This window comes from Rhodoferax sp. EU05-FHT12H12 (assembly GCF_058791215.1).
In genome coordinates this window covers 77,454-99,237 of the sequence record NZ_JBYTDI010000002.1, presented here as the reverse complement: position 1 = coordinate 99,237, position 21,784 = coordinate 77,454, and the positions used below count along the sequence as shown (strand labels likewise).

The window sequence follows — 21,784 nt, the reverse complement described above, 5'->3', positions numbered from 1 at the left end:
GGCTGTCAAACGTTGGGGGAGGCGCATGATTCAGCTCCCCAAGTACTTCAGAACTTTGGTCCGGGCTTCCACCATCCGGCCCTTGACGGTGGCTAGCGCTTCTTCAAACTGCTGGTTCACTTGCGCAATATCGCGCTGCTTTTGCGCCATTTCTTTTTCTATCTCGCCAATTTTTTCCATGGCGTTGGCCGCGTCCTGACGGAGCTGCACCAGCCGGCGCTCCATTTGCTTTTGCTCCTGCTCCGTGTCGGTAATGATTTTGCGCAAAGTCTCCATTTCCCGTCCTCGGGCGTGAACCTGCTGATCTTGTTGTGCCGACGCCTGTGTCTGAAAGCGCTGGGTTTCTGCCTCCAGAGCCGGCAGATGCTGCATGTCTATCGATTGAATGATCTGTTCGAGGCTGCGCGTCTTGCCCACAATCCCAAAGGCGGCTTTGTAGCGCGAGCCTTCGTCAGCGATGTAGCCCTCCAGCGGGGTAATGGCCTCCATCAGCGCCGTATAGGCCGTGGTTCTGTCCATCACGATGGCCATCATGCGATCGGCCATGGGGTTGTTCAACGCGGGCGGTACAGGTCGATTGATGCTTTCCCCAGCGGAAGGCGTCACCGCAGCGGCTGAAGTCGTGGCCGCAGGCGGTTCGGGTTCAAACAGCACATTTTTGATCTTTGCCAACAGTCCCTGACCGTCATCTTTGGAATTATCGTTTTCCGACATGTTGCCCTCTCCCTCTCCGAGTAAATGAAAAATATACCGAATTTATTTGTGCCCGCCGCCCGATGAGAAGCCGCCGTACGATCCGCCCGAGGAACGGTAGCTGCTGCCGGAGCAGTTCTCCACGTTCGGGTCACAGTCGGGTGAGCAGCGTGTCATCGCCACGAAGAACAGCACCACCACGATAAACACCCAAAACTCCTGGCGCATCAAGGGGTTGGTGCCGGACACCAGCGGCCCCACGTCGGCGCGTTTGAGCAGGTCTTGTTTGTCCTTCAACTTGAAGGCCATGGCCACCGTCGCACTGTCAATCGTGTTGCCCACCGACCAGGTCAGCTCGTTGGCCGTTTGTTCCAGCGACAGCAGATTTTTGCCGCTGCTGTAGTCGCGGTTTTCCGTCACCTGGTCACGTTGCACCTGCCAGTAGAACTCGCCCACCACATAGTTGGTGCGCGCGGTGTAGCTTTCCTTGAGCTGGTAGTGCGTGCCCAGGTATTTGGCGCTTTGCCGGTTGTCGCTCACCACCGGCGCTCCGGTCGCAGGGCGCACCACGCTCCAGCCCTCGGTGGAATCCACCAAAAAGATGAAGCCGCGTTTGGCGTTGTACAGCAGGTACTCCTCCCAACCGAAGTGCTCGTCGGGGTCGGACGGGTCAGTCCCCATGCGGTGCTGAAAGCCCACCACCTGCCACTGCGCGCCCTGCAGCGTGCCTGTAGTGCCCAGCGGGATCAAGGGCTGCACCGGCTCGTCCTGGATCGCGTGTTTGAGTTCGCCGCCTATGCCCTGCGACAGGTCGATGATGCTGTTGCACGAACCGCAGCTCATGCTCTGGCTGCCGGCCAGTTTCACGGTCAGTGTGGCGCCGCAGTTCGGGCAGGCGAACTGCCGGCCCTTCTCATCCTTGGCCGATTCGTCCTTCAGGCCCGTGAGCTTCAGGTCCTCCAGCAGCACCGATTGGCCCATGCTCACGCTGGTCGGCTGGCTGCTGTAGTCCACGCTGAGCACCTCGCCCGCGCCCTTGGCGTCCACCGCCTGGCTGCGCAGCTCCACCATCGCAAAGCTGGTGCCCAACTCAGGCAGGCGCGGCAACTCGCCCTGCGCCGCGATCAGTGCGACCGACTGGTTGGAGGCGACGGTAAACGACTTGCCATTGATGGCCGTGGTGGCCCCCACACGGAAGCGATCGGCCGGCGGCATCTCGCGCTGCACGGCCTGCGCTGTGGTGAAGACATAGGCGCCGTTGTCTTCGCTCAAGTACGCACTGCTGCCATCCCCCAGCACTGCATGCCACTCGGTCCAGGTGCCTTCGCCGTACTTGTATTGCAGCCGCCCCAGCAGCGTGAAGCTTTGGCCGTTCCAGGTGCCGCCGGCGCCCAACTGCAACAGGCTGTGGTCGTCGAACAGCTCGGCCATCTTGCCGATGCGCTGCAACACGTCGCCATTGCGCACCACGGTGCTCTGGCAAAAGCCGCACACCGCATGCGTGCTCTGCGCACTCAAAAAACTGACAGGCGCACCACAGCCCGGACACGGGGCCCGGTAGGCGCGTTGGGTGTTGCTAGTGTCGAGTGCCAAGGCGTGAAGAGGAGTCTGGGTGACCGAGGGTTATGCGGAGGTAAAGGAGGAGCCCGAAGGGCGGGGGACACGCAGCAGAACGCTCGGCCGCTCCGCCCGCCGCGTCGACGACTACACCAGCTTCTTCAGCAGTTCCGCCTTCTTGGCGTCAAACTCTTCCTGCGTCAGGATGCCCTTGGATTTCAGGTCGCCCAGCTTCTCCAACGTGGCCATCACGTCTTCTGGCTTCACACCCGCAGCCTGCACCACTGCGGCTGCAGCAGGAGCCGCGTTGCCCTGCAGTCCAGCGGCCAGGTTCTGCGCCAGCACCTGGCCCAAGGCCACGCCAGCCCCCAGACCCATGGCATCGCCCGCCACGCCACCACCGGAGCCTGCGCCTTCGGCAAACTTGGGGATGGCCTGTGCGGTCTGGTACTGCATGAACTTGCCCATGTCGTTGCCGACCATGCCCATGCCGATCTTCTGATCCAGGATTTTTTGCAGCTCTTCGGGCAAGGAGACGTTTTGCACCGTCATGCCTTCTAGCTTCAGGCCAATCTTTTCAAACTCGGGCGCCAGCTGGCGCACCAGCGCCTGTGCAAAGCTCAGCTGGTTGGCCGCCAGGTCCAAAAAGGCAATGCCGCTGCTGGCCACCGCATTGCTGATGTTCTGCAACACCAGGCCACGCAGCTGGCCGTCGATGTCGGCCGTGGTGTAACTCTCGCGCGTGCCCGAGATTTCGGTGTGGAACAGCTTGGGGTCGGCAATGCGGAAGTTGTAGTTGCCAAAGGCGCGCAGGCGCACGGCGCCAAAGTCCGCATCGCGGATGGTGATGGGTTGGGGCGTGCCCCACTTCTGGTCGATCTGCTGGCGCGTGCTGAAGAAGTACACATCACTCTTGAAGGGGGACTCGAACAGCTTGTCCCAGTTCTTGAGGTAGGTCAGCACCGGCAGGGTCTGGGTAGTCAGCGTGTGCGTGCCGGGGCCAAACACATCAGCCACCTTGCCCTCGTTCACAAACACCGCCAGCTGCGACTCCCGCACGACCAGCGTGCCGCCGTTCTGGATTTCCATACCCGCCATGGGGAAGCGCCAGGCCAGCGTGCCATCGTCTTCCTCAGTCCATTGAATGACGTCAATAAACTGTTTCTTGATGAAGTCCATCAGTCCCATGGTGCCCTCCTGAATATGTGTGGGGAAGATGATAGCCGCAGGCCGTGGCACTGGGCTATGCTCTGCGCCCATGTCTTCCCTGTCCTCCGCCATCGTGCTCGCCGCCGGCCGCGGCGAGCGCATGCGCCCGCTGACCGATACCTGCCCCAAACCCTTGCTCGCCGTGCAAGGCAAACCCCTGATGCAGTACCACCTGGAGGCGCTGGCCCAGGGTGGTTTTGGCAGCGCGGTGGTGAACACGGCGTGGCTCGGTGAGCAGATAGAGGCCCGTTTTAAGCATGTTTTAGGCCTCAAGCCCCCGTCAAATATTCGCGAGCAGCTATCAAAAACAGAGCAAATCTCTCTTTCCTACTCGCACGAAGGGCAGGACTTTGGCGGCGCACTGGAGACGGCGGGCGGCATTGCCCGCGCGCTGCCGCAGCTGGCGCCGGTGTTCTGGTCCATGGCGGGTGATGTGTATGCACCCGACTTTGTCTTCACCCAGGCTGCGCTCGACCGCTTTGCCGCCAGCGGCAAGCTGGCCCACCTGTGGCTGGTGCCCAACCCGGCACACCACCGCCGTGGCGACTTTGGCCTGGAACAGGTGAACGCGCAAGGCGTAGGCCTGTGCACCGACCCACCCGCCGACAGCCCCACGCCGCGCTACACCTTCAGCACCTTTGCACTGTTCCACCATGCCCTGTTTGCGGCGCCCTGGTGCGACATCCCGCCCGGTAACCCGGAAGGTGTGAAAGCACCGCTGGCCCCGCTGCTGCGCAAAGCCATGGCGCAAGCGCAGGTGAGCGCTGAGATTTACACTGGCCGCTGGACCGATGTCGGCACGCCCGAGCGGCTGGCAGAACTGAACCACTGACACCATGACACACCCCCTATCCGCCCACTACGCCGCCCGCCGTGCAGCCTTGGCCGCGCGCATTGGCAAGCACGGCGTGGCCGTATTGCCCACCGCACCCGAGCAACAGCGCAACCGCGACAGCGACTTTCTTTTCCGTTTTGACAGCTACTTCCATTACCTGAGCGGCTTTGCCGAGCCCAGGGCCTGGCTGGTGATTACGGGGGATGGCAAGACCACCTTGTTTTGCCAGCCCAAGGATATGGAACGCGAGATCTGGGACGGTTTTCGCCTGGGGCCCGATGCAGCACCGGCTGCACTGGGCGTGGACGCGGCCTACTCGGTGGATGAACTGGACCAGCGCATGCCCGCGCTGCTGGATGGGGCCGATGCGGTGTGGTACCCCTTTGCCACACACAAGGGCCTGGAGACCCGGGTGGACGGCTGGCTCAGCGGACTGCGCGCCCGGGTGCGCTATGGCGCGCTCACCCCCGAACAGGTGCGCGACCTCTGCGGCCCGCTGGACGAAATGCGGCTGATCAAAGACGCCTACGAGCAGGACACCATGCGCCGCGCCGCGCAGATCAGCGCGCAGGCCCACATCCGCGCCATGCAGCGCTCGGCCCGCATGCTGCGCGCCGGCCAGGACGTGCGCGAGTACCACCTCGACGCCGAGTTGCTGCACGAGTTCCGCCAGCAGGGCTCGCAGTACCCGGCCTATGGCTCCATCGTGGCCGCGGGAGCCAATGCCTGTGTGCTGCACTACCGCGCCGACGCCGGCCAGGTGCGCAATGGCGAGTTGGTGCTGATTGACGCGGGCTGCGAGCTGGACGGTTACGCCAGCGACATCACCCGCACCTTCCCGGCCAATGGCAAATTCAGCGGGCCACAGCGCGCGCTGTACGAGCTGGTGCTGGCCTCCCAAATTGCCGCGATAGACGCCACCAAGGCGGGCGCCCGCTTCACCGACCCGCACGAGGCCACCGTGAAGGTGTTGGCCCAAGGCATGCTGGACCTGGGACTGCTGGACAAAAACGCCGTGGGCGGCCTGGACGATGTGATCGAGAGCCGTGCTTACTTCCAGTTTTATATGCACCGCACCGGCCACTGGCTGGGCATGGACGTGCACGACTGCGGCAGCTACACCGAGCCCAGCGAACTGGGCCAGGGCAGCGTGCGCAAGGACGCGTTGACCGGGGCCGACATCGTCAACCGGCCAGCGCGCATTTTGCGCAGTGGCATGGTGCTGACGATCGAGCCTGGCATGTACGTGCGCCCGGCGCCCGGCGTGCCGGAGCAGTTCCACAACATCGGCATCCGCATCGAGGACGACGCCATCGTCACCGACACGGGTTGTGAACTGATCACCCGGGGGGTGCCGGTGGAGCCGGATGCGATTGAAGCGCTGATGCGCGACTGACATGGCCGCCTCCGCCCGCCCCACCAGCAAAGACAGCAGCCCCCAGCGGGCCGCGCTGGCCTTGCGACTGGAGCGGGGGCCACTGACCGTCTCACTGCGGCGCAATGCGGTCAAGGCTTTTGTGATTGCCAAGAGTCCGCATGTGGTGATTGGGGTGGTGCGCTGGGGCCAGGAGTATGGCCTGCTCGCCATCTCGCCCGCGGGAGACTATCTGCGCGTGAATGGCTCGTACGAAGAGCTGCTGGACACCCAAGAGGTACGCACCGCCATCGTCAAGGTGTTCATGAGCGGCGAGTTGCCTCCGGGCCGCTCACGCGGGGATGGCCCGCCGGTGTGGGGCATTGAATTTTTGGATGGCGCATTGCGCCAGGCACCACGCTGATGCCTGCGGGCCTCCGCCCGCTACGGGCGTGACGCGTCCCCGTCCTCTGCAGCACGCTGCACCTCTTCCCAGTGGCGCTTGGGCAGGTGGCCAAGCAGGCGCTCCATCACCGTGTCCATCACCGCATCATTGATTTCGTGGCCCAGGAAGGGGATCACATCGGCGGTCACGTCGGCACCCAGGCTGATCAGGTGCTCTGCACCGGTGACGGTATAGCCATAGTGGATGACGGCATCGCTCTTGCCGTGCACCAAGTGCAGGGTGGTGTGGGGGTGGGGTGCCTGCGGTAGCGCGGCAAAGCGGCCAGACAAGGCCACCACACGACCCGCCAGATGCTGCGGCAACTGCGTGGCTTCCAGCGACATGATGGCGCCCTGGGAAAACCCAATCAGCGCAGTGGCCTCGGGCCCCACGCCGCTTTGGCGCTGCCAATCCTGAACCATAGCCACAAAGGCGGGCATGGCTTCGGCCACGCGTGCGGGCCGGTCTTCCTCGGTGATGCCACGCACCGAAAACCATTGGTAACCCTGCCCCAGGTCCGAGGGATGCGGCGCCTGCACACTGACCACCAGGGCATCAGGAAAGGCCTGGGCCAGGCGTTGGCCCAAGGGCACCAGCCCCTGGGGTGTCGCACCCACGCCGTGTTGCAACAGCATGAGCTGCTTGGCTGGCCCCGCAGGGCGCTGCACCACAACGGCTTCAGACATAGGCTTTCTCCTCCAAACGCTGGGCATGGCCCAGGGTCAGCCGCGCCAGCACCAGTGCCACGATGGCCGAGCCCGCGATGCCCGCCACCATGGGGCGTGCGCTGCCATCCACAAACAGACCGGTGAGCGCCATGACCACCGCACCGGTGACGAACTGCAGCGTTCCCATCAGGGCCGAGGCCGTGCCTGCAATGCTGCCATGCTCTTCCAGCGCCAGCACCGCGGTGGTCGGCACCACCAGGCCCAAAAAGCCGTAGCCCACAAACAGCACACCAATCATCACGTCCAGCCGGTCCACACCGGCCAGATTGATCGCCAGCAGCAGCGTCATCATGGCGGCATAGCCCACCACCGCAAACTTGACCAGGCGCACCAAGCCAAACCGCGCGCTGAGCTTGCCGGTGAACTGCGAGATACCAATGAAGGACGCCGCGTTGGCAGCAAACGCAAGGCTGTATTGGCGAGGCGTCAGCCCGTAGTGATCGATCAGCACAAACGAGGAGTTGGCCAGGTAGGCAAAGAAGCTGGAAATACCAAAGGCGCCGATGAACACCAAACCGAGGAAATGCCGGTCACGCAGCAACACGCCGTATGCGGCAATGGCGCTGCCCACGCTGCTGTTGACGCGGTCTTGGGCGGTACGGGTTTCGGGCAGGCTGGTGGCCAGCAACACGATGCCCAGCAACGCAGCCACCATCACCGCCCAGAACACGCTGCGCCAGCCCACAGTCTCGATCAACACACTGCCCGCCAGCGGCGCCAGAATGGGCGACACGCTGAACACCAGCATCAACAGCGACATCAGGCGCGCAGCGTCGTGGCCGGTGTGCAGGTCGCGCACCACGGCACGTGGCACCACCATGCCAGCGCAAGCGCCCAGGCCCTGGATGAAACGCAGCACCACCAAGGTTTCAATGTCCGGCGCCAGGGCGCAGCCCACGCTGGCCACGGCAAACAACACCAGACCAAAGTACAGCGGGGGTTTGCGTCCCACCATGTCCGACACGGGCCCGTAGATGATTTGGCCAATGCCCAAAGCGATGAAGAAGGCCATCAAACTGGCCTGCACGGCCCCCATGGAGGCCCCCAGGTTCTGCCCGATGGAGGGCAGGGCGGGAAGGTACATGTCGATGGCAAACGGGCCAATCGCCGACAGCAGACCGAGCACCAGTGCGGTGCCAAAAAACGAAGATTTCATGGCTTGGAGAATACCCTTCACCCCCCAACCTGTGGGGGCATAGGGATACTTTGACGTTCGCACAAAAACGACCGCCAGGCGCCCCGTCGGCTTGGGCTCTAATACGGCGTTGAGTCCCTCACTGCAAAGCCCCATGACTGATACATCCTCTTCGACCGCCCCTCTTCTCATCATTGGGGCAGGTCTCGCCGGTTGGACCACCGTCCGCGAATTCCGCAAGCTGGACACCACCACCCCGGTAGTGCTGGCGACCGCCGACAGTGGCGACTTTTACGCCAAACCCACCCTGTCCAACGCCTACGCCCAGAAGCGCACGCCCGCCCAGCTGGTGAGCACGCCTGCAGCCAAGATGGCGGAGACCCTGAACGTCACCTTGCTGGCCCACCACCGGGTGCAATCGCTGGACAAGGCGGCGCGCAGCGTGGTCGTGTCCCATGAAGGCCAAAGCCAGACACTGCACTACAGCCGACTGGTGCTGGCCACGGGCGCCCAGCCCATCCGCATCCCGATGGGCGGCAATGCAGCAAGCCAGGTGAAGTCCATCAACACCCTGGACGACTTTGCGGTCTTCCACCAAGCACTGGGACTGGACCCCGGCGCGACCGGAGTGGCCTCCGGCAAAACCGTCGTCATCATGGGTGCGGGCCTGATTGGCTGCGAGTTTGCCAACGACCTGTTGCTCGCCGGCGCCACGGTGCATGTGGTGGACCCATCCCCCCGCCCCTTGGCCCTGTTGCTGCCTGCTGAAGCCGGCGAGCAACTGCAGGCCGCCCTGCTGGCGCGCGGTGTGGTGTGGCATCTGGGGACCACTGTGACCCACCTGGACCAGCAACAAGGCGGGCTGCAGGTGCAGTTGGCCGATGGCAGCACGGTAGGCGCCGACATGGTGCTCAGCGCTGTGGGCCTGCGTGCCGACACCACGCTGGCCGCCGCCGCGGGCCTGGCCTGCGAACGTGGCATTGTGGTGAACGACCTGCTGCAAACCTCGGCCGCCGGCATTTATGCGCTGGGCGATTGCGCGCAATACGCCTCGGCCGGGCAGCGCACCTTGCCCTACGTGATGCCCATCATGAACGCCGCCCGAGCCCTGGCCGCCACACTGGCCGGCACGGCCACACCCCTGGTGTTTCCGCTCATGCCCGTGAGCATCAAAACCCCGGCTTTGCCTACGGTGGTGGCCGCACCACACCCCGACCAGCCAGGCACATGGAAAGCCGGGGATGGCGAGGGCTTTTGGCAGTTCGTGGATGCCGACGGCGTGCAGCGCGGTTTTGTATTGACGGGCGCAAGCACGGCCCGCCGCATGGAACAAAGCAAGGCCACACAAGCCTGAATAACCCCATTCTTTATGCGCATAAAGTTTCATGCTTCTGCGACAAGGGATTAGGTAGCCAGGTCTACAATCCACAACCCATGACCGCACTGAGGGGCATGCAACTGTGCAAGGCCCCTCGTCCAGAGGACCTTCAATGCCCCAGCCACCCGCCGCTCTTGTTCCCCACCCGCCAGTGTCCAACTCGGTCGAAAAAAAGGCCCAGTTGCGCCAGGCCGCGCTGGAGTACCACGAGTTCCCCACCCCCGGGAAAGTTGCCATCTGTGCGACCAAGCAGTTGATCAACCAGCATGACCTGGCCCTGGCTTACTCGCCCGGCGTGGCCGCGCCCTGCGAAGAAATTGTCAAAGACCCCAACAACGCCTTCAAGTACACCAGCCGGGGCAACCTGGTGGCCGTCATTACCAACGGCACTGCCGTATTGGGCCTGGGCGACATCGGTCCGCTGGCCTCCAAGCCGGTGATGGAAGGCAAGGGGGTTCTGTTCAAGAAGTTCGCCGGCATTGATGTGTTCGATATCGAAATCGATGAGAAGCACGACCTGGACAAACTGGTCGACATCATTGCCTCGCTGGAGCCCACCTTCGGCGGCATCAACCTCGAAGACATCAAGGCACCCGACTGCTTTTACGTGGAGCGCAAGCTGCGTGAGCGCATGAAGATTCCGGTGTTTCACGACGACCAGCATGGCACTGCCATCTGTGTGGGCGCGGCCATCCTGAACGGCCTGAAGGTCGCCGGCAAAGACCCCAAACACGTGAAGCTGGTGACCTCAGGCGCCGGTGCTGCCGCGCTGGCCTGCCTGGGCCTGCTGGTAAAGCTGGGGATTCCACGCGAGAACATCTATGTCACAGACTTGGCCGGTGTGGTCTACGAGGGCCGCACTGAACTGATGGACGAGGACAAGATCCAGTTCGCCCAAAAGACCGATGCGCGCACGCTGCGCGAAGTGATAGTGGGCGCAGACATCTTCCTGGGCCTCTCCGCAGGTGGCGTTCTCAAACCTGACATGGTCAAGTCCATGGCAGACAAGCCCTTGATCTTCGCCTTGGCCAACCCCACGCCGGAAATTTTGCCGGAAGAGGTCAAGGCCGTTCGCGACGACGCCATCATGGCCACCGGCCGCACAGACTACCCGAACCAGGTCAACAACGTCCTGTGCTTTCCTTACATTTTCCGTGGTGCGCTGGATGCAGGGGCCTCCACCATCACCCTGGAAATGGAAATTGCCGCGGTGCACGCCATTGCGGAATTGGCGCAGGCCGAGCAGAGCGAAGTGGTGGCAGCCGCCTATGTGGGCGAACAACTGGCGTTCGGCCCCGAATACCTGATCCCCAAGCCGTTTGACCCGCGCCTGATGATGAAGATCGCCCCAGCCGTCGCACAAGCGGCAGCGGACAGTGGCGTGGCGCTGCGCCCCATCACCGACATGGACGCCTACTGCGAGCGACTGCAGAGTTTTGTCTATGCCTCTGGCACCACGATGAAACCCATCTTCAACGCCGCCAAGAAGGCCCTGCGCAAACGCGTGGCCTACGCAGAAGGCGAAGATGAACGCGTCCTGCGCGCTGCCCAAATTGTGGTGGACGAGCGCTTGGCGCTGCCCACACTGATCGGTCGGCCTGCGGTGATTGCCGAGCGTGTGGAGAAGTTTGGCCTGCGCCTCAAGGAAGGCGTGGACTACAACGTGGTCAACGTCGAGCAAGACCACCGCTACCGCGACTTCTGGCAAACCTACCACCAGATGACCGAGCGCAAAGGCGTGACGGTGCAGATGGCCAAGATCGAAATGCGCCGCCGCCTGACCCTGATCGGCTCCATGCTGTTGCACAAGGGCGATGTGGATGGCCTGATTTGCGGCACATGGGGTACCACCGCGACCCATTTGCACTACATCGACCAGGTCATCGGCAGACGCCATGGCGGCAGCCCCAGCACACCGCAAGACGTACAGATCTATGCCTGCATGAACGGTCTGATGCTGCCCAACCGCCAGGTATTCCTGGTCGACACCCACGTCAACTACGACCCGACGGCTGAGCAACTGTGCGAAATCACGGTCATGGCCGCCGAAGAGATGATGCGCTTCGGCTTCAAGCCCAAGGCCGCCCTGCTCAGCCACTCCAATTTCGGCAGCAGCAACGAGCCCAGCGCGATCAAAATGCGCCGAACCCTGGAGCTTCTGCGCGAGCAAGCTCCGTGGCTGGAAGTGGATGGCGAAATGCACGGCGACGTGGCACTGGATGGTGCCGCCCGCAAAGCGCTCATGCCCAATAGCACCCTGCAAGGTGATGCCAATCTGCTGGTGCTGCCCAACATCGACGCAGCGAACATTGCTTACAACCTGCTCAAAACGGCTGCAGGTGGCAACATTGCCATTGGCCCCGTGTTGCTGGGCGCCGCCAAGCCGGTGCATGTGCTGACCGCCAGCACCACCGTGCGCCGCATTGTGAATATGACGGCCTTGACGGTGGCGGACGCCAACGCGACCCGATAGACATTGCCCTAACAGTTAGTACACACTTTAGTCTGTAAAAACCCGCAAGGCCTTGCTCATTTCTTGAGCAAGGCCTTGCTTTTTTGTGCCGGATACGCGACACTATGCGCTTGCTTTTTCGGGTTTACCCGCAGTAAACACACAAGGATTCAGGGTGCGCAAGGGTGATTCCAAGTTAGTACTCACTGGCTTGTTCTTGAGCCTGGCACTGGTTGCCGGCTCCCTCTTTGCCAAAGATACGCGGTCTTTGCCGCCCGGTACCGAAGTTGCACTGGGTAGTCTGCCAGTCCAGGCCCAAACCACTTACGCGCTGGTCCGGCAAGGCGGCCCCTTCCCCTACGCCAAAGATGGCGTGGTCTTCGGTAACCGAGAGCGTCTGCTGCCCCTGAATACCCGTGGGTATTACCGCGAGTACACCGTCAAAACCCCGGGTGCATCGACCCGTGGCGCACGCCGGTTGGTATGCGGTGGCCCGGCCACCGTGCCAGATGCCTGTTATTACACGGCCGATCACTATGCGAATTTTCGCAAGATCGTGCCTTGATTTGAATTTTGTACTTTGAGAAAGAGAATCGGGGATGGATATGCCACTTCGAACTGTCAGAACGAACATCGTTCAATCGATCCGCGCCTTCCGGGTGTCGGATCTGCAGGAAGCCGCCCAAGGCTTGGGACACCACTTTCTGTACGCCAACCTGGCCAATGCCCAAACCAAGCAGGATGTGCTGGACATGATTGGTCAGCAGTTCATGCTGCCCACCACGGTCAGCAAAAACTTCGACGCCTTGTACGACAGCATGACCGACCCGGTGCACAAATCGGGCCCACAGCCCGGCTTTATTGCCGTGCTGGAGCACATCCCTGCGAACGTGAAGTTCGACAAGGAAGCGCGCGAACAGCTGCTGGACATCTTCCGCGACACCGCCGATTACTGGGGAGACCGGAAGATTCCATTCCGATGCTTCTATTCTTTTCTGTAGCCCGTTCTGCACACACCAGCCAAGCAGAACGGGCGAACGAGGCAAGTAATGAAGCCGCACCTACCGAGGTGGTGGGCGTGGAGTTGGGCACCGACGCCGGAGAGAAAATGCCGACCGACAAGTTGTTGGACGTTTCTCCCTTGGCACTGCGCATGAGCAGCCCCTTCAACGCAGGGTACTGGCTGGCCGCAGCCTGAGCGACTGACGCCCCGCGCGGAACCCATTGGTTCCGCGGCAAAGCCTGTCCCCGCGACAGGCTTTTGCGTTTTTCAGCGCTGTACTATTGCGCCAAACACATAGACACTCGTTGGCATGGGCATCCTGGCAAGGCTTATCCCCAAGGCGTTGAAGCGCCGGATTCTGAACGCGCTCTCGGATGGAGAGGACATGTTCTCGCGGATCTTCAATACCAGTGCTGACTGGATTGTGATCACCCGCCTGAGTGACAGCACGATTGCCAGGGCCAACTCCGGTTTCGAGGCCATCAGCGGCTACCGCCAGGAAGAGGTCTTGGGACGGCGCATGCTGGACTTCAATGTCTGGGCCCATCCCGAGCAGCGCACCGCACTGGTTGCAGACATGATGCGGGAAGGTTCGGTCCGCAACCGCATGGTCACGCTGCGCCGACGCGATGGGGCCCTGCGCGACTGCGTGGTCAATTGCACCCTGATCGCCTTGGACAGCCCGGAACACTCGCACGCCGTCTGGATTGCCCGCGATGTGACCGAGCACAACATCGTGCATGAACAGTTCAAGGCGGCGTTCCAGCTCACGCCGGATTTCATGTCCATCTCGCGCGTCACCGATGGACGGTATGTCGAGGTGAATGCCGCCTTCGAACGCATCACCGGCATTGCCCGGGCAGACGCGTTGGGCAAGACTTCCACCGAACTGCGTATCTGGGCCGAACCGGACAAGCGCCCCAGCCTGATCCAGTTGCTGGAATCAGAAGGTGCGGTGTACGACTTTCCCATGGCCTTGAATGCCAAGGGCCAGGTCCGCGAAGCCCTGCTCAATGCGGTGGCGTTTGAGTCCCGTGGCGAGCACTACATCATTGCCCTCCTGCGCGACGTCACAGATGAACGCAAGGCAGCTCGCGCCCTGCAAGAGAGCGAATCCCGCTTTGCACGCTTGTTCGACCAGTCGCCGCTGCCCATGTGTTATTCCAGCGACGAGAACCAGTACCAGACCACGCAGTGGAATCTGGCATGGTTCGAGGCCTTCGGTTTTGACCCGGTGGAAGACCAGGGTAAATCGGGCCTGACGCTCAATGTATGGGTAAACCCGCAGGAGCGGGTACGGCTGCTGCGCCAGACGGCAGAAGGTACCGCCTTCACGGATGTCGAGGTGCAGATGCGCCGTCGCGACGGCGAGTTGCGCTGGATCTCACTGTCCACGCGTCTGTTTGACGAGTTGCGGCGCACCATGGTGCTGTTCACCTACTTTGATATCACCGAACGCAAACACGCCCAAGAGGGCATTCTGGAGCTCAATGCACAGTTGGAGGCTCGCGTAGCGCGGCGCACGGCGGAGCTGCAAGGGGCTAACGAGGAGTTGTCCCAGGCGTTATCCACTCTGCAAATCGCGCAGAACCAGCTGGTTCAAAGCGAGAAACTGGCAGCACTCGGTGCCTTGGTCGCCGGGGTGGCCCATGAGCTGAACACGCCGATTGGCAATGGCCTGACCGTGGCCAGCACACTGGAGCACCGCATTGAGAGCTTTCAAGGGCTGATGCACAGCGGTCTGCGCAAGTCGGACCTGCAAACGCTGCTGACCGACATGCAACTGGCCTCCGAGATTCTGGTGCGCAACCTGGGCCGTGCTGCCGCCCTGGTGGCCAGCTTCAAGCAAGTGGCGGTGGACCAGACCAGCTCCCAGCGGCGCAAGTTTGACCTCGGCGCCGTGGTCGCAGAAATTCTGGTGACGCTGAACCCGGCGCTGCGCAAAACCGCATGCAGCGTCCACACCCACATCGAGGAAGCCCTGGTCATGGACAGCTACCCCGGCCCGCTGGGGCAGGTGCTGACCAACCTGATCAACAACGCGGTACTGCACGGCTTTGCGCCCGGCGATGCGGGCAAGATTGAGGTACAGGCGTGGGCCCAGGATGGCAAGCAGGTGGTGATAGAGGTACGCGACAGTGGCCGCGGCATCACACCCGAGAACCTGCACCGCGTATTCGACCCCTTCTTCACCACCCGGCTGGGCCAGGGCGGTTCAGGGCTGGGCCTGCACATCGTGCACAACCTGGTGCACAGCGTGCTGGGGGGCCATATCGAGGTCCACAGCCGCCCCGGGGCCGGTGCCACGTTCAGCATCACCCTGCCAATCACCGCGCCCGAGCGTGTGGAAGGTGCCGCCAGTCTGCACCTCAGCGACGGCTAAGGCACGCCGCCCCTTCAGGCTGCGGGGTGCAACTGCTGAACCAGGTCCAGGTAATCCTGCACCGGCACTTCTTGGGCACGGCGCTGTACGTCGAAGGTACCGGCGAACCCTTTGTCCTCCAGCCAGCGGCCCAGGGTGTGGCGCAACAGTTTGCGGCGCTGGCTGAACGCCACCTGCACCATCTCGGAGAACAGGCGCTGGTCGATGGCTGGCGGCTGGGCCAGCGGCACCATGCGTACCACGGCGCTGTCCACGCGCGGCGGCGGGTCGAAGCTCTCCGGTGGCACAAACAGCACATCCTCCATGGCGTAGCGCCACTGCAGCATCACACTCAGGCGGCTGAAGTCGGAGGTATCGGGCAGCGCCACCATGCGGTCGATCACCTCTTTTTGCAGCATGAAGTGCTGGTCTTCGATGCAACCCACATGGTCCAGCAGGTGGAACAGGATGGGGGTGGAAATGTTGTACGGCAGGTTGCCCACCACGCGCAGTTTGGGGCGCGGCACGGGCATCGTGCTTGCTATTGTTTTAGTAGCTGCTGGCGCAGTATCTATAAGGCTAAAGTCCACATTTAGCACATCAGACTCGATCACGGTCAGCTGCCCGTGGCTGCGCAGGCGCTTGGCCAGGTCGCGGTCCAGCTCGATCACCGTGAGGTGGCCCAGCCGCTCCACCAGCGGCTGCGTCAGCGCGGCCAGGCCGGGGCCAATTTCCACCATGGGGTCACCCGGCTTGGGGTCAATGGCCCGCACGATGGCATCGATGATGCCGCCATCGGACAGGAAATGCTGGCCGAAGCGCTTGCGGGCAATGTGCGGCTGGGTCATTGGGGTAACTCGCGCATTTCCACATAGGCGCGGCCGCGCACATCCTGGGCCCAGTTGCGGTAGGCCTCGTCGTAGCGGCTGCGGCGCAGCTGGTTGCGTACCGACTCGCGCACCTGCTGCGGGCTCAGCTCCACGCGGCGGCGCTCCAGGAGCTGTATCAAGTGCACACCAAACCGCGACACCACGGGCTGGCTGATTTCACGTTCCTTGAGTCCATTCATGGCTTCCTCAAACTCTGGCACAAACATGCCGGGGTTGGCCCACCCCAGATCACCGCCTTGCTCGGCGGACGTGTCCTGGGAAAGGCTGCGCGCTGCATTGGCAAAGTCAGTTTTGCCACCCATGATGCGCTGGCGCGCATCGGCCAGCTTGGCGATCGCCTGGGCCTGCGAGAGTTGGGGGCTGCTGCGCAGCAGAATGTGGCGCGCGTGGCTCTGGACCACGGTTTGCACCAAGCGGGGGGGGGGCCGTTTCTCTATGACTTTGAGGATGTGGAAACCGGCACCAGAGCGCACGATCTCGGACACCTCACCCACCTTGAGTGCCTGCGTGGCTTCCACAAAAAGCAGGGGATAGCGGTCGGCGCGGCGCAGACCCAACTGGCCCCCGTTGTTGCGGTCGGCCGCCGAGGCTTCTTTCACCACACGGTCAAAATCTTCCCCCGCACGGACGCGATCGAGCAAGCGTTTGGCCTGCACAAAAATGGCGGCAGCCTGCTCAGCAGTCGCTTTTTCGGGCACCGCCACCAGAATCTGGGCCAGGTTGATGTCAAAGGTCAGCGGGTCGGTGTTGGCTGCCAGCTGGGCTTGCATTGCGCGCTCCACGTCCACATCGGAAACCTTGATGGTGGACTCCACGTCGCGTTCGTGCAGGCGGTTGAGCATGAGCTGGTCACGCAGACCATTGCGGAAGGTGTCCACACTCACACCGTCTTTGGCCAGGCGCTCGCGCAGGCCGGCCACATCCACTTCGTTCTGCGTCGCCACGGCTTGTTCGGCCCGGTCGATGGCCGGAGTGTCAATGCGGATACCGGTTTCCCGGGCCAGCTGCAGCTGGGCACGGTCATTGATCATGCGCTCCAGCACCAAGCGGCGCAGTTCGGCAGCGGGCGGCATGGCCTGGCCCTGCTGCACGATTTGTTGCGCCACGCGCTTGATGTCACGCTCCAGTTCCTGGTGCGTAATCGGTTCGGAATTGACCAGCGCCACGATGTAATCCAGTGACTGGCTGGTTTGCGCGTGCAGCGATGGCAGAGCCAAACCGCACACACAGGCAAGGGCCGTGGCCCACAGGCGAAATTTCATGGTTTTCAATCGTAGTTACTGAAGCGGCTGTTGGAGCCGCTGGCGTCACGCAAGTTCTGGTAGCGCGAAATATTGGATTTCAGTGTTGACAAGGGGCTCACGCCCAAGCGGGTGAAGCCCACGAATTCCAGCTCGAATTTGATGCTCTCGGTGGCCGAGGAAGTGCTGGTCTGTACCCGTCCCACCACCACCCGTGCCAGCCAGCAGCCCGCATCGTACTCGACACCCAAAATGGTGTCGACCAGGCGACGCTCGTTCATGCTGTAGTTCATGCGACCCACGGCGTAGTAGCGACCTTCCCCTTGGCCACGGCCGGTGCCCAGGTCCTGCCCGCGGTCTCCCCACAGGTCGTTGAGCGGCCACTGCCAGCTCACATCCACCTGCTCGCTCACATCGCGCTGAAAACGGTAGGCTGCATTGAGCACCCGGTAGCTGCTGGGGCTGTAGCGGGCGCCGATGGTGGAGCGCACCGACTTGTCGGTGCGGGGGTTGTACTGGACCGTGGAATCCAGTGCCCAGCGCTCATTGACATTCACACTCGCCCCCAGCAGCACATCACTGAAGCCCGCGCGGGCTGGCTCCGTGGTGGGCGTGAGGGTAACCAACTGGTCTTCAAACCGGAAACGTTGCGCAATGCCGAAGCGGGCCAGTTGCGCGCCGCTGCTGGCATCCAGAAAGCGCGTCGTCAACCCGAAGGTGAGCAGGTTGTTGTCCGAAATCTTGTCGTGCCCGCCATAGGCGTTTTCGGTGAAGATGGTGGCAAAGTTGAAGTCATTGGCACCGGTGTCGTAGTTGGGCAGCAGGCTCTGGTTGCGGTAGGGCGTGCGCACATAAAACAGGCGCGGCTCCAGCGTCTGCACCATGCTTTGGCCCCAGTAGCTGGTGTCGCGCTCAAACACCAGGCCCGCATCCAGGCTGAAGGTCGGCACCGTGCTGTCGGCCGAGCGGGTGCCATCGGCCAGCATGGCGTCAAACTGGTACGCCGCGGTGTGCAACTGCAGCTTGGGCACCACAAAACCGGCCGAACCCAGCCAGGGGTAGCTGACCTGGGCCAGGCCATAGACACGCTGCGCATTGGGCTGCAGCGTGAGGCTGCGGTCTGCCTCGAACTGGGTGAAGTCGCCTTCCACCGACCAGTCAAACCCGCGGTCGTTGGTCTGCGCATAACGCGCTACCAGCTGGGGCACACGGTCATAGGGCGGCACGATAGGCGACGTGGCATCTTGCAGCGTTTGCCACTTCAGCACACTGGCACTCAGGCTGTAAGGGCCCTGCGACCAGCTCACGGACCCATTGCTTTGCAGAAGACGCTGCGTCAAAGTCCCGTTCGAGGAGCTGGTGAAATCGCGCCAGTAGTTGTCGTCGCTGACGCGGTTCACGTTCAGCAGGTAGCTCACCTGGCCCACCTCGGGCCAGCCGGTGTCCACCGTGCCGGTCTGGTTGATCGATGCGCCCCAGCGGTCGGCACTGCGCAGCTTGTCACCGGGCATGTAATTGGCGCGCAACACCCCCGAGTAGGTGGGTTCAAGGTAGCGGAACTCCCCGCCCAGATCCACGCCACGCGCCGTCATCAGCGTAGGCGTGATGGTGGCATCGCGTTGGGGCGCAATGTTCCAGTAGTACGGAACACTGAGTTGCGAGCCGTTGACGCTGTCGGCGCCAATCGTGGGGGGCAACACACCAGATTTGCGCTTGTCGCTCAGCGGGAAACTGATGGCCGGCACCGGCAGGATGGGTACGTCCTTGAAGCTCAGGTAGCCGCCATGGGCCACACCTACATCTTCGCCACTGTCAAATTCGATGTTCGCTGCCTTGAGCACCCAGTCGGGCATCCAGCTGGGGCCGGGTTTGCGTCGGCAGGTGGTGTACGTGGCGTTGTGGACCACGGTGGTATTGGCATCCACAAAGTCGGCGCGGCTGGCCTCGCCATGGGCATCCCCCTGCAGAAATTGGTAGCGGGGCTCCACAAAGAAGCCCTCGAAGGTCTCCACCTGCAGTTCCAGCAAGGGGCCTTCAAACACATTGCCGCCGCGGTTGATGCGCACGTTGCCGCTGGCCTTGGCGCGGTCCGTGGCTGCGTCGTACTCCAGCCGGTCGGCCTTGATGACGGTGCCGGGCTTGCGCAGCTCGGCCTGGCCTTCCACCACGGTCTCCAGGTCCGGGCGGCCGGAGATGCGCTCGCCCATCAGAAAGGTCGGTGCTTCGTTGCGCTGGGCTGGCGACAAAGACTCGACGAGCCTGGGGCTGGTCGTCAGGCGGGCAGGCTCAGCCTCGGGGTTGGTGGCGGGCGCCTCCTGCTGGGCCTGCGCCGCCATCTGCGCGCACGCCAAGGCCACCAAGGCAACCTGTCGGGTCAGTGGGGGCAAACAGGGGGTCGGCCTGCTGGTCAGGTCGCGCAGAGAAAAACGCATGGGGCAGGGCGCAGGGTCGGTCGGCAAATCGGTTCAAAGAAACAGCCACTACCGGGTGGGCGCATCAGGCGCTGCCAAGGGGCTTTGTAGAATGGATTATCCATGAGCCCAAGCACCGCCCTTCCCCCGAACGCCCCCACCGCCGCCAACGCCGACATCCACTGGTCTGACCCGGTGCGCCAGGCCTTGTTTGCCACCTGGTTCGCCCAGGTACAAGCCACCCACCAGCTGGATGCCAGCAGCCTGGGCCTGGCCTCGGCCGATGCCAGCTTTCGCCGTTATTTCCGGGTGCAGGGCCCCAATGGCACGCGGGTCATCATGGACGCACCACCCGACAAGGAAAACTGCCAGCCCTTTGTGGACATTGCCGGGCTGCTCACCCAGGCCGGACTGCACGCACCCGAGATCCTGGATTGGGACCCGTCGCATGGCTTCATGCTGCTGAGCGACCTGGGCACGCTGACCATGATGCAGTTCATGGCCGCGCGCGGCGACCTGGACCCCGCCATCAGCGTCACCGGCCAGGCGCTCAGTGCGCCGCCGCTGGACCTCTACCTGGGCGCGGTGGACACGCTGCTGCAGTGGCAACTGGCCTCCAAACCCGACGTGCTGCCGCCCTACGACCACGCGCTGCTGCTGCGCGAGCTGGAACTGTTCCCGCAGTGGTACATCGGTGCACACCGCCAGGTCACCCTGGATGCGGCCCAGCGCAAGGTGCTGGACGACACCTTTGCCCTGCTGATTGAAAACAACCTGTCCTGGCCCAGTGTCTATGTGCACCGCGACTTCATGCCGCGCAACCTGATGGTTCCCCTGGCAGGCCTGCCGCCCAAACTGGATGCCACCACGCTGGGCGTGCTCGACTTTCAGGACGCGGTCTACGGCCCCATCACCTACGACATCGCCAGCCTGATGCGTGACGCCTTCCTGAGCTGGGACGAAAGCTTCTGCCTGGACGTGACCATCCGCTACTGGGAAAAGGCCCGCAAGGCTGGCCTGCCCGTGGGCGACGACTTTGGCGAGTTCTACCGCGGCGTGGAATGGATGGGCCTGCAACGCCACCTGAAAATTGCCGGCATCTTTGCCCGCCTGACCCTGCGCGACGGCAAACCCAAGTACTTGGCCGATACGCCGCGCTTCATCCACTACATCCGCAGCACCTGTGGCCGCTACATGCAGCTCAAGCCGCTGCTGCGCCTGGTGGAAAGCATCGAGGGCATCGAGATGCCCAATGTCTTTGCATTCGGTCGTTCGTAGCACCAATTTATAGCCAAATAGGCCTCTAGCCCCCGTATATATTGCGCGAGCAGCTCCTGATTCAATAGCAAAACCTGCCGCCATGCCCCGCTTTTACTGCCCCGCCCCCCTGGTGCCCGACGCCCTGCTGGAGCTGCCCGCCGGTGCGGCACGCCATGTGCAGGTGCTGCGCCTGCAGCCCGGCGACACCATCACCCTGTTCAACGGGGAAGACCACCGCGAGTTCGACGCCACCGTCACCCGCATGGGCCGCAGCGATGTGCAGGTGCAGGTGGGCCAGGCCCGCGCCACCGCACGTGAACCGGCCCGCCGCGTACACCTGGCGGTCGGCATGCCGGCCAACGACCGCATGGACTGGTTGGTGGAAAAAGCCACCGAGTTGGGCGTGGCCAGCATCCAGCCCCTGATGACGGAACGCAGCGTGCTGCGCCTGGCCGGTGAACGCGCCGAGAAAAAAGTGGCGCACTGGCACAGCGTGGCCGTCTCGGCCTGCGAGCAGTGTGGCGGCAACCGCGTGCCCACAGTACACCCGGTGCAGACGCTGGCGCAGTGGCTCAAGACCTTGCCGGTGGCGGCGGCGGACTCGCAGCGCCTGCTGCTGTCGCTGCGCGAGAGCAGCGCAGCGCTGCACACCCGCCCCCTGACGCAGGAGGCCACGTTTCTCTCCGGCCCCGAAGGCGGCCTGGGCAGCACCGAGGAAGACCTGGCACTGGCCCACGGCTTTGCCCCGGTATCGCTAGGTTCGCGCATACTGCGTGCAGAAACTGCCGCCTTGGCCGCGCTCACCACCTTGGCGCTCCTGCCCTAACCCAC

Annotated in this window: 19 protein-coding genes; 11 read left to right on the top strand and 8 right to left on the bottom strand. The window is 63.1% G+C overall.

The genetic code is table 11. The features are described from left to right. Positions 1-30: 30 nt before the first annotated feature. From AC3WS7_RS05260 to AC3WS7_RS05250, 3 genes are all read right to left on the bottom strand, one after another. Entirely contained in the window at positions 31-714 is a 684-nt protein-coding gene (locus tag AC3WS7_RS05260; protein WP_492655625.1) for a hypothetical protein, read from the bottom strand. Positions 715-756: 42 nt separating this feature from the next. Further along, positions 757-2,286, bottom strand: coding sequence for a DUF4178 domain-containing protein (locus tag AC3WS7_RS05255; RefSeq protein WP_492655624.1), 1,530 nt, complete (start codon positions 2,284-2,286; stop codon positions 757-759). A gap of 111 nt (positions 2,287-2,397) precedes the next feature. Then, positions 2,398-3,438: an SPFH domain-containing protein gene (locus AC3WS7_RS05250; protein WP_492655623.1), complete on the bottom strand. Its 1,041-nt coding sequence runs from the start codon at positions 3,436-3,438 to the stop codon at positions 2,398-2,400. 70 nt (positions 3,439-3,508) lie between these two features. Here AC3WS7_RS05250 and AC3WS7_RS05245 point away from each other — a divergent pair, with 70 nt between their 5' ends. Genes AC3WS7_RS05245 through AC3WS7_RS05235 form a run of 3 tightly spaced genes read left to right on the top strand, consistent with a single transcriptional unit; the run spans position 3,509 to position 6,072 of the window. Continuing rightward, positions 3,509-4,291 (top strand): nucleotidyltransferase family protein, encoded by a 783-nt coding sequence (locus AC3WS7_RS05245; RefSeq protein WP_492655622.1) that lies wholly within the window; start codon positions 3,509-3,511, stop codon positions 4,289-4,291. A 4-nt stretch (positions 4,292-4,295) separates the two neighbouring features. Further along, complete coding sequence (locus AC3WS7_RS05240; RefSeq protein WP_492655621.1) at positions 4,296-5,690, top strand: aminopeptidase P N-terminal domain-containing protein; 1,395 nt, start codon at positions 4,296-4,298, stop codon at positions 5,688-5,690. Between the two features lies 1 nt (position 5,691). Then, positions 5,692-6,072, top strand: a complete 381-nt coding sequence (locus AC3WS7_RS05235; RefSeq protein ID WP_296465229.1) for a hypothetical protein — start codon at positions 5,692-5,694, stop codon at positions 6,070-6,072. A gap of 20 nt (positions 6,073-6,092) precedes the next feature. On the opposite strand, the gene ypfH is transcribed toward AC3WS7_RS05235, so the two are convergent. After that, positions 6,093-6,779, bottom strand: coding sequence for an esterase (gene ypfH / locus AC3WS7_RS05230; protein ID WP_492655620.1), 687 nt, complete (start codon positions 6,777-6,779; stop codon positions 6,093-6,095). After that, a complete protein-coding gene (locus AC3WS7_RS05225) occupies positions 6,772-7,977 on the bottom strand; it encodes a multidrug effflux MFS transporter (protein WP_296465234.1) in 1,206 nt (401 codons plus the stop codon). The genes ypfH and AC3WS7_RS05225 overlap by 8 nt, the downstream gene beginning before the upstream one ends. 133 nt (positions 7,978-8,110) lie before the next feature. On the opposite strand from AC3WS7_RS05225, the gene AC3WS7_RS05220 reads away from it, so the two are divergent. From AC3WS7_RS05220 to AC3WS7_RS05195, 6 genes are all read left to right on the top strand, one after another. Then, positions 8,111-9,310 (top strand): NAD(P)/FAD-dependent oxidoreductase, encoded by a 1,200-nt coding sequence (locus AC3WS7_RS05220; RefSeq protein ID WP_492655619.1) that lies wholly within the window; start codon positions 8,111-8,113, stop codon positions 9,308-9,310. Between the two features lie 136 nt (positions 9,311-9,446). After that, on the top strand, positions 9,447-11,807 hold the full coding sequence (locus tag AC3WS7_RS05215) for an NADP-dependent malic enzyme (RefSeq protein ID WP_296465240.1): 2,361 nt from the start codon (positions 9,447-9,449) through the stop codon (positions 11,805-11,807). A 202-nt stretch (positions 11,808-12,009) separates the two neighbouring features. Next, a complete protein-coding gene (locus tag AC3WS7_RS05210) occupies positions 12,010-12,351 on the top strand; it encodes a guanyl-specific ribonuclease (protein ID WP_492656160.1) in 342 nt (113 codons plus the stop codon). A 34-nt stretch (positions 12,352-12,385) separates the two neighbouring features. Then, entirely contained in the window at positions 12,386-12,787 is a 402-nt protein-coding gene (locus AC3WS7_RS05205; protein WP_094481228.1) for a barstar family protein, read from the top strand. Then, complete coding sequence (locus AC3WS7_RS05200) at positions 12,766-12,984, top strand: hypothetical protein (RefSeq protein WP_492655618.1); 219 nt, start codon at positions 12,766-12,768, stop codon at positions 12,982-12,984. The genes AC3WS7_RS05205 and AC3WS7_RS05200 overlap by 22 nt, the downstream gene beginning before the upstream one ends. Before the next feature lie 190 nt (positions 12,985-13,174). Further along, complete coding sequence (locus tag AC3WS7_RS05195) at positions 13,175-15,172, top strand: PAS domain-containing sensor histidine kinase (RefSeq protein ID WP_492655617.1); 1,998 nt, start codon at positions 13,175-13,177, stop codon at positions 15,170-15,172. 14 nt (positions 15,173-15,186) lie between these two features. On the opposite strand, the gene rsmA is transcribed toward AC3WS7_RS05195, so the two are convergent. From rsmA to AC3WS7_RS05180, 3 genes are read right to left on the bottom strand one after another with little or no spacing between them, the layout of a single operon-like run. Beyond that, a complete protein-coding gene (rsmA, locus tag AC3WS7_RS05190; RefSeq protein ID WP_492655616.1) occupies positions 15,187-15,999 on the bottom strand; it encodes a 16S rRNA (adenine(1518)-N(6)/adenine(1519)-N(6))-dimethyltransferase RsmA in 813 nt (270 codons plus the stop codon). Next, a complete protein-coding gene (locus AC3WS7_RS05185; protein ID WP_492655615.1) occupies positions 15,996-17,303 on the bottom strand; it encodes a peptidylprolyl isomerase in 1,308 nt (435 codons plus the stop codon). Before AC3WS7_RS05185 ends, rsmA begins: the two co-directional genes overlap by 4 nt. A gap of 5 nt (positions 17,304-17,308) precedes the next feature. Continuing rightward, on the bottom strand, positions 17,309-19,714 hold the full coding sequence (locus AC3WS7_RS05180; protein ID WP_492655614.1) for an LPS-assembly protein LptD: 2,406 nt from the start codon (positions 19,712-19,714) through the stop codon (positions 17,309-17,311). A 102-nt stretch (positions 19,715-19,816) separates the two neighbouring features. Between AC3WS7_RS05180 and AC3WS7_RS05175 the strand changes: the two genes are divergently transcribed. Beyond that, entirely contained in the window at positions 19,817-20,971 is a 1,155-nt protein-coding gene (locus AC3WS7_RS05175; protein ID WP_492655613.1) for an aminoglycoside phosphotransferase family protein, read from the top strand. A gap of 82 nt (positions 20,972-21,053) precedes the next feature. Further along, complete coding sequence (locus tag AC3WS7_RS05170) at positions 21,054-21,779, top strand: 16S rRNA (uracil(1498)-N(3))-methyltransferase (protein WP_492655612.1); 726 nt, start codon at positions 21,054-21,056, stop codon at positions 21,777-21,779. Positions 21,780-21,784: the final 5 nt, after the last annotated feature.

Excerpts from the sequence above, each read along its gene's own strand:
- AC3WS7_RS05260 (WP_492655625.1), bottom strand. The coding sequence starts at position 714 with ATGTCGGAAAACGATAATTCCAAAGATGACGGTCAGGGACTGTTGGCA.
- AC3WS7_RS05250 (WP_492655623.1), bottom strand. The coding sequence starts at position 3,438 with ATGGGACTGATGGACTTCATCAAGAAACAGTTTATTGACGTCATTCAA.
- AC3WS7_RS05245 (WP_492655622.1), top strand. The coding sequence starts at position 3,509 with ATGTCTTCCCTGTCCTCCGCCATCGTGCTCGCCGCCGGCCGCGGCGAG.
- AC3WS7_RS05240 (WP_492655621.1), top strand. The coding sequence starts at position 4,296 with ATGACACACCCCCTATCCGCCCACTACGCCGCCCGCCGTGCAGCCTTG.
- AC3WS7_RS05235 (WP_296465229.1), top strand. The coding sequence starts at position 5,692 with ATGGCCGCCTCCGCCCGCCCCACCAGCAAAGACAGCAGCCCCCAGCGG.
- ypfH (WP_492655620.1), bottom strand. The coding sequence starts at position 6,779 with ATGTCTGAAGCCGTTGTGGTGCAGCGCCCTGCGGGGCCAGCCAAGCAG.
- AC3WS7_RS05225 (WP_296465234.1), bottom strand. The coding sequence starts at position 7,977 with ATGAAATCTTCGTTTTTTGGCACCGCACTGGTGCTCGGTCTGCTGTCG.
- AC3WS7_RS05220 (WP_492655619.1), top strand. The coding sequence starts at position 8,111 with ATGACTGATACATCCTCTTCGACCGCCCCTCTTCTCATCATTGGGGCA.
- AC3WS7_RS05215 (WP_296465240.1), top strand. The coding sequence starts at position 9,447 with ATGCCCCAGCCACCCGCCGCTCTTGTTCCCCACCCGCCAGTGTCCAAC.
- AC3WS7_RS05205 (WP_094481228.1), top strand. The coding sequence starts at position 12,386 with ATGGATATGCCACTTCGAACTGTCAGAACGAACATCGTTCAATCGATC.
- AC3WS7_RS05200 (WP_492655618.1), top strand. The coding sequence starts at position 12,766 with ATGCTTCTATTCTTTTCTGTAGCCCGTTCTGCACACACCAGCCAAGCA.
- AC3WS7_RS05195 (WP_492655617.1), top strand. The coding sequence starts at position 13,175 with ATGTTCTCGCGGATCTTCAATACCAGTGCTGACTGGATTGTGATCACC.
- rsmA (WP_492655616.1), bottom strand. The coding sequence starts at position 15,999 with ATGACCCAGCCGCACATTGCCCGCAAGCGCTTCGGCCAGCATTTCCTG.
- AC3WS7_RS05185 (WP_492655615.1), bottom strand. The coding sequence starts at position 17,303 with ATGAAATTTCGCCTGTGGGCCACGGCCCTTGCCTGTGTGTGCGGTTTG.
- AC3WS7_RS05180 (WP_492655614.1), bottom strand. The coding sequence starts at position 19,714 with ATGCGTTTTTCTCTGCGCGACCTGACCAGCAGGCCGACCCCCTGTTTG.
- AC3WS7_RS05175 (WP_492655613.1), top strand. The coding sequence starts at position 19,817 with ATGAGCCCAAGCACCGCCCTTCCCCCGAACGCCCCCACCGCCGCCAAC.
- AC3WS7_RS05170 (WP_492655612.1), top strand. The coding sequence starts at position 21,054 with ATGCCCCGCTTTTACTGCCCCGCCCCCCTGGTGCCCGACGCCCTGCTG.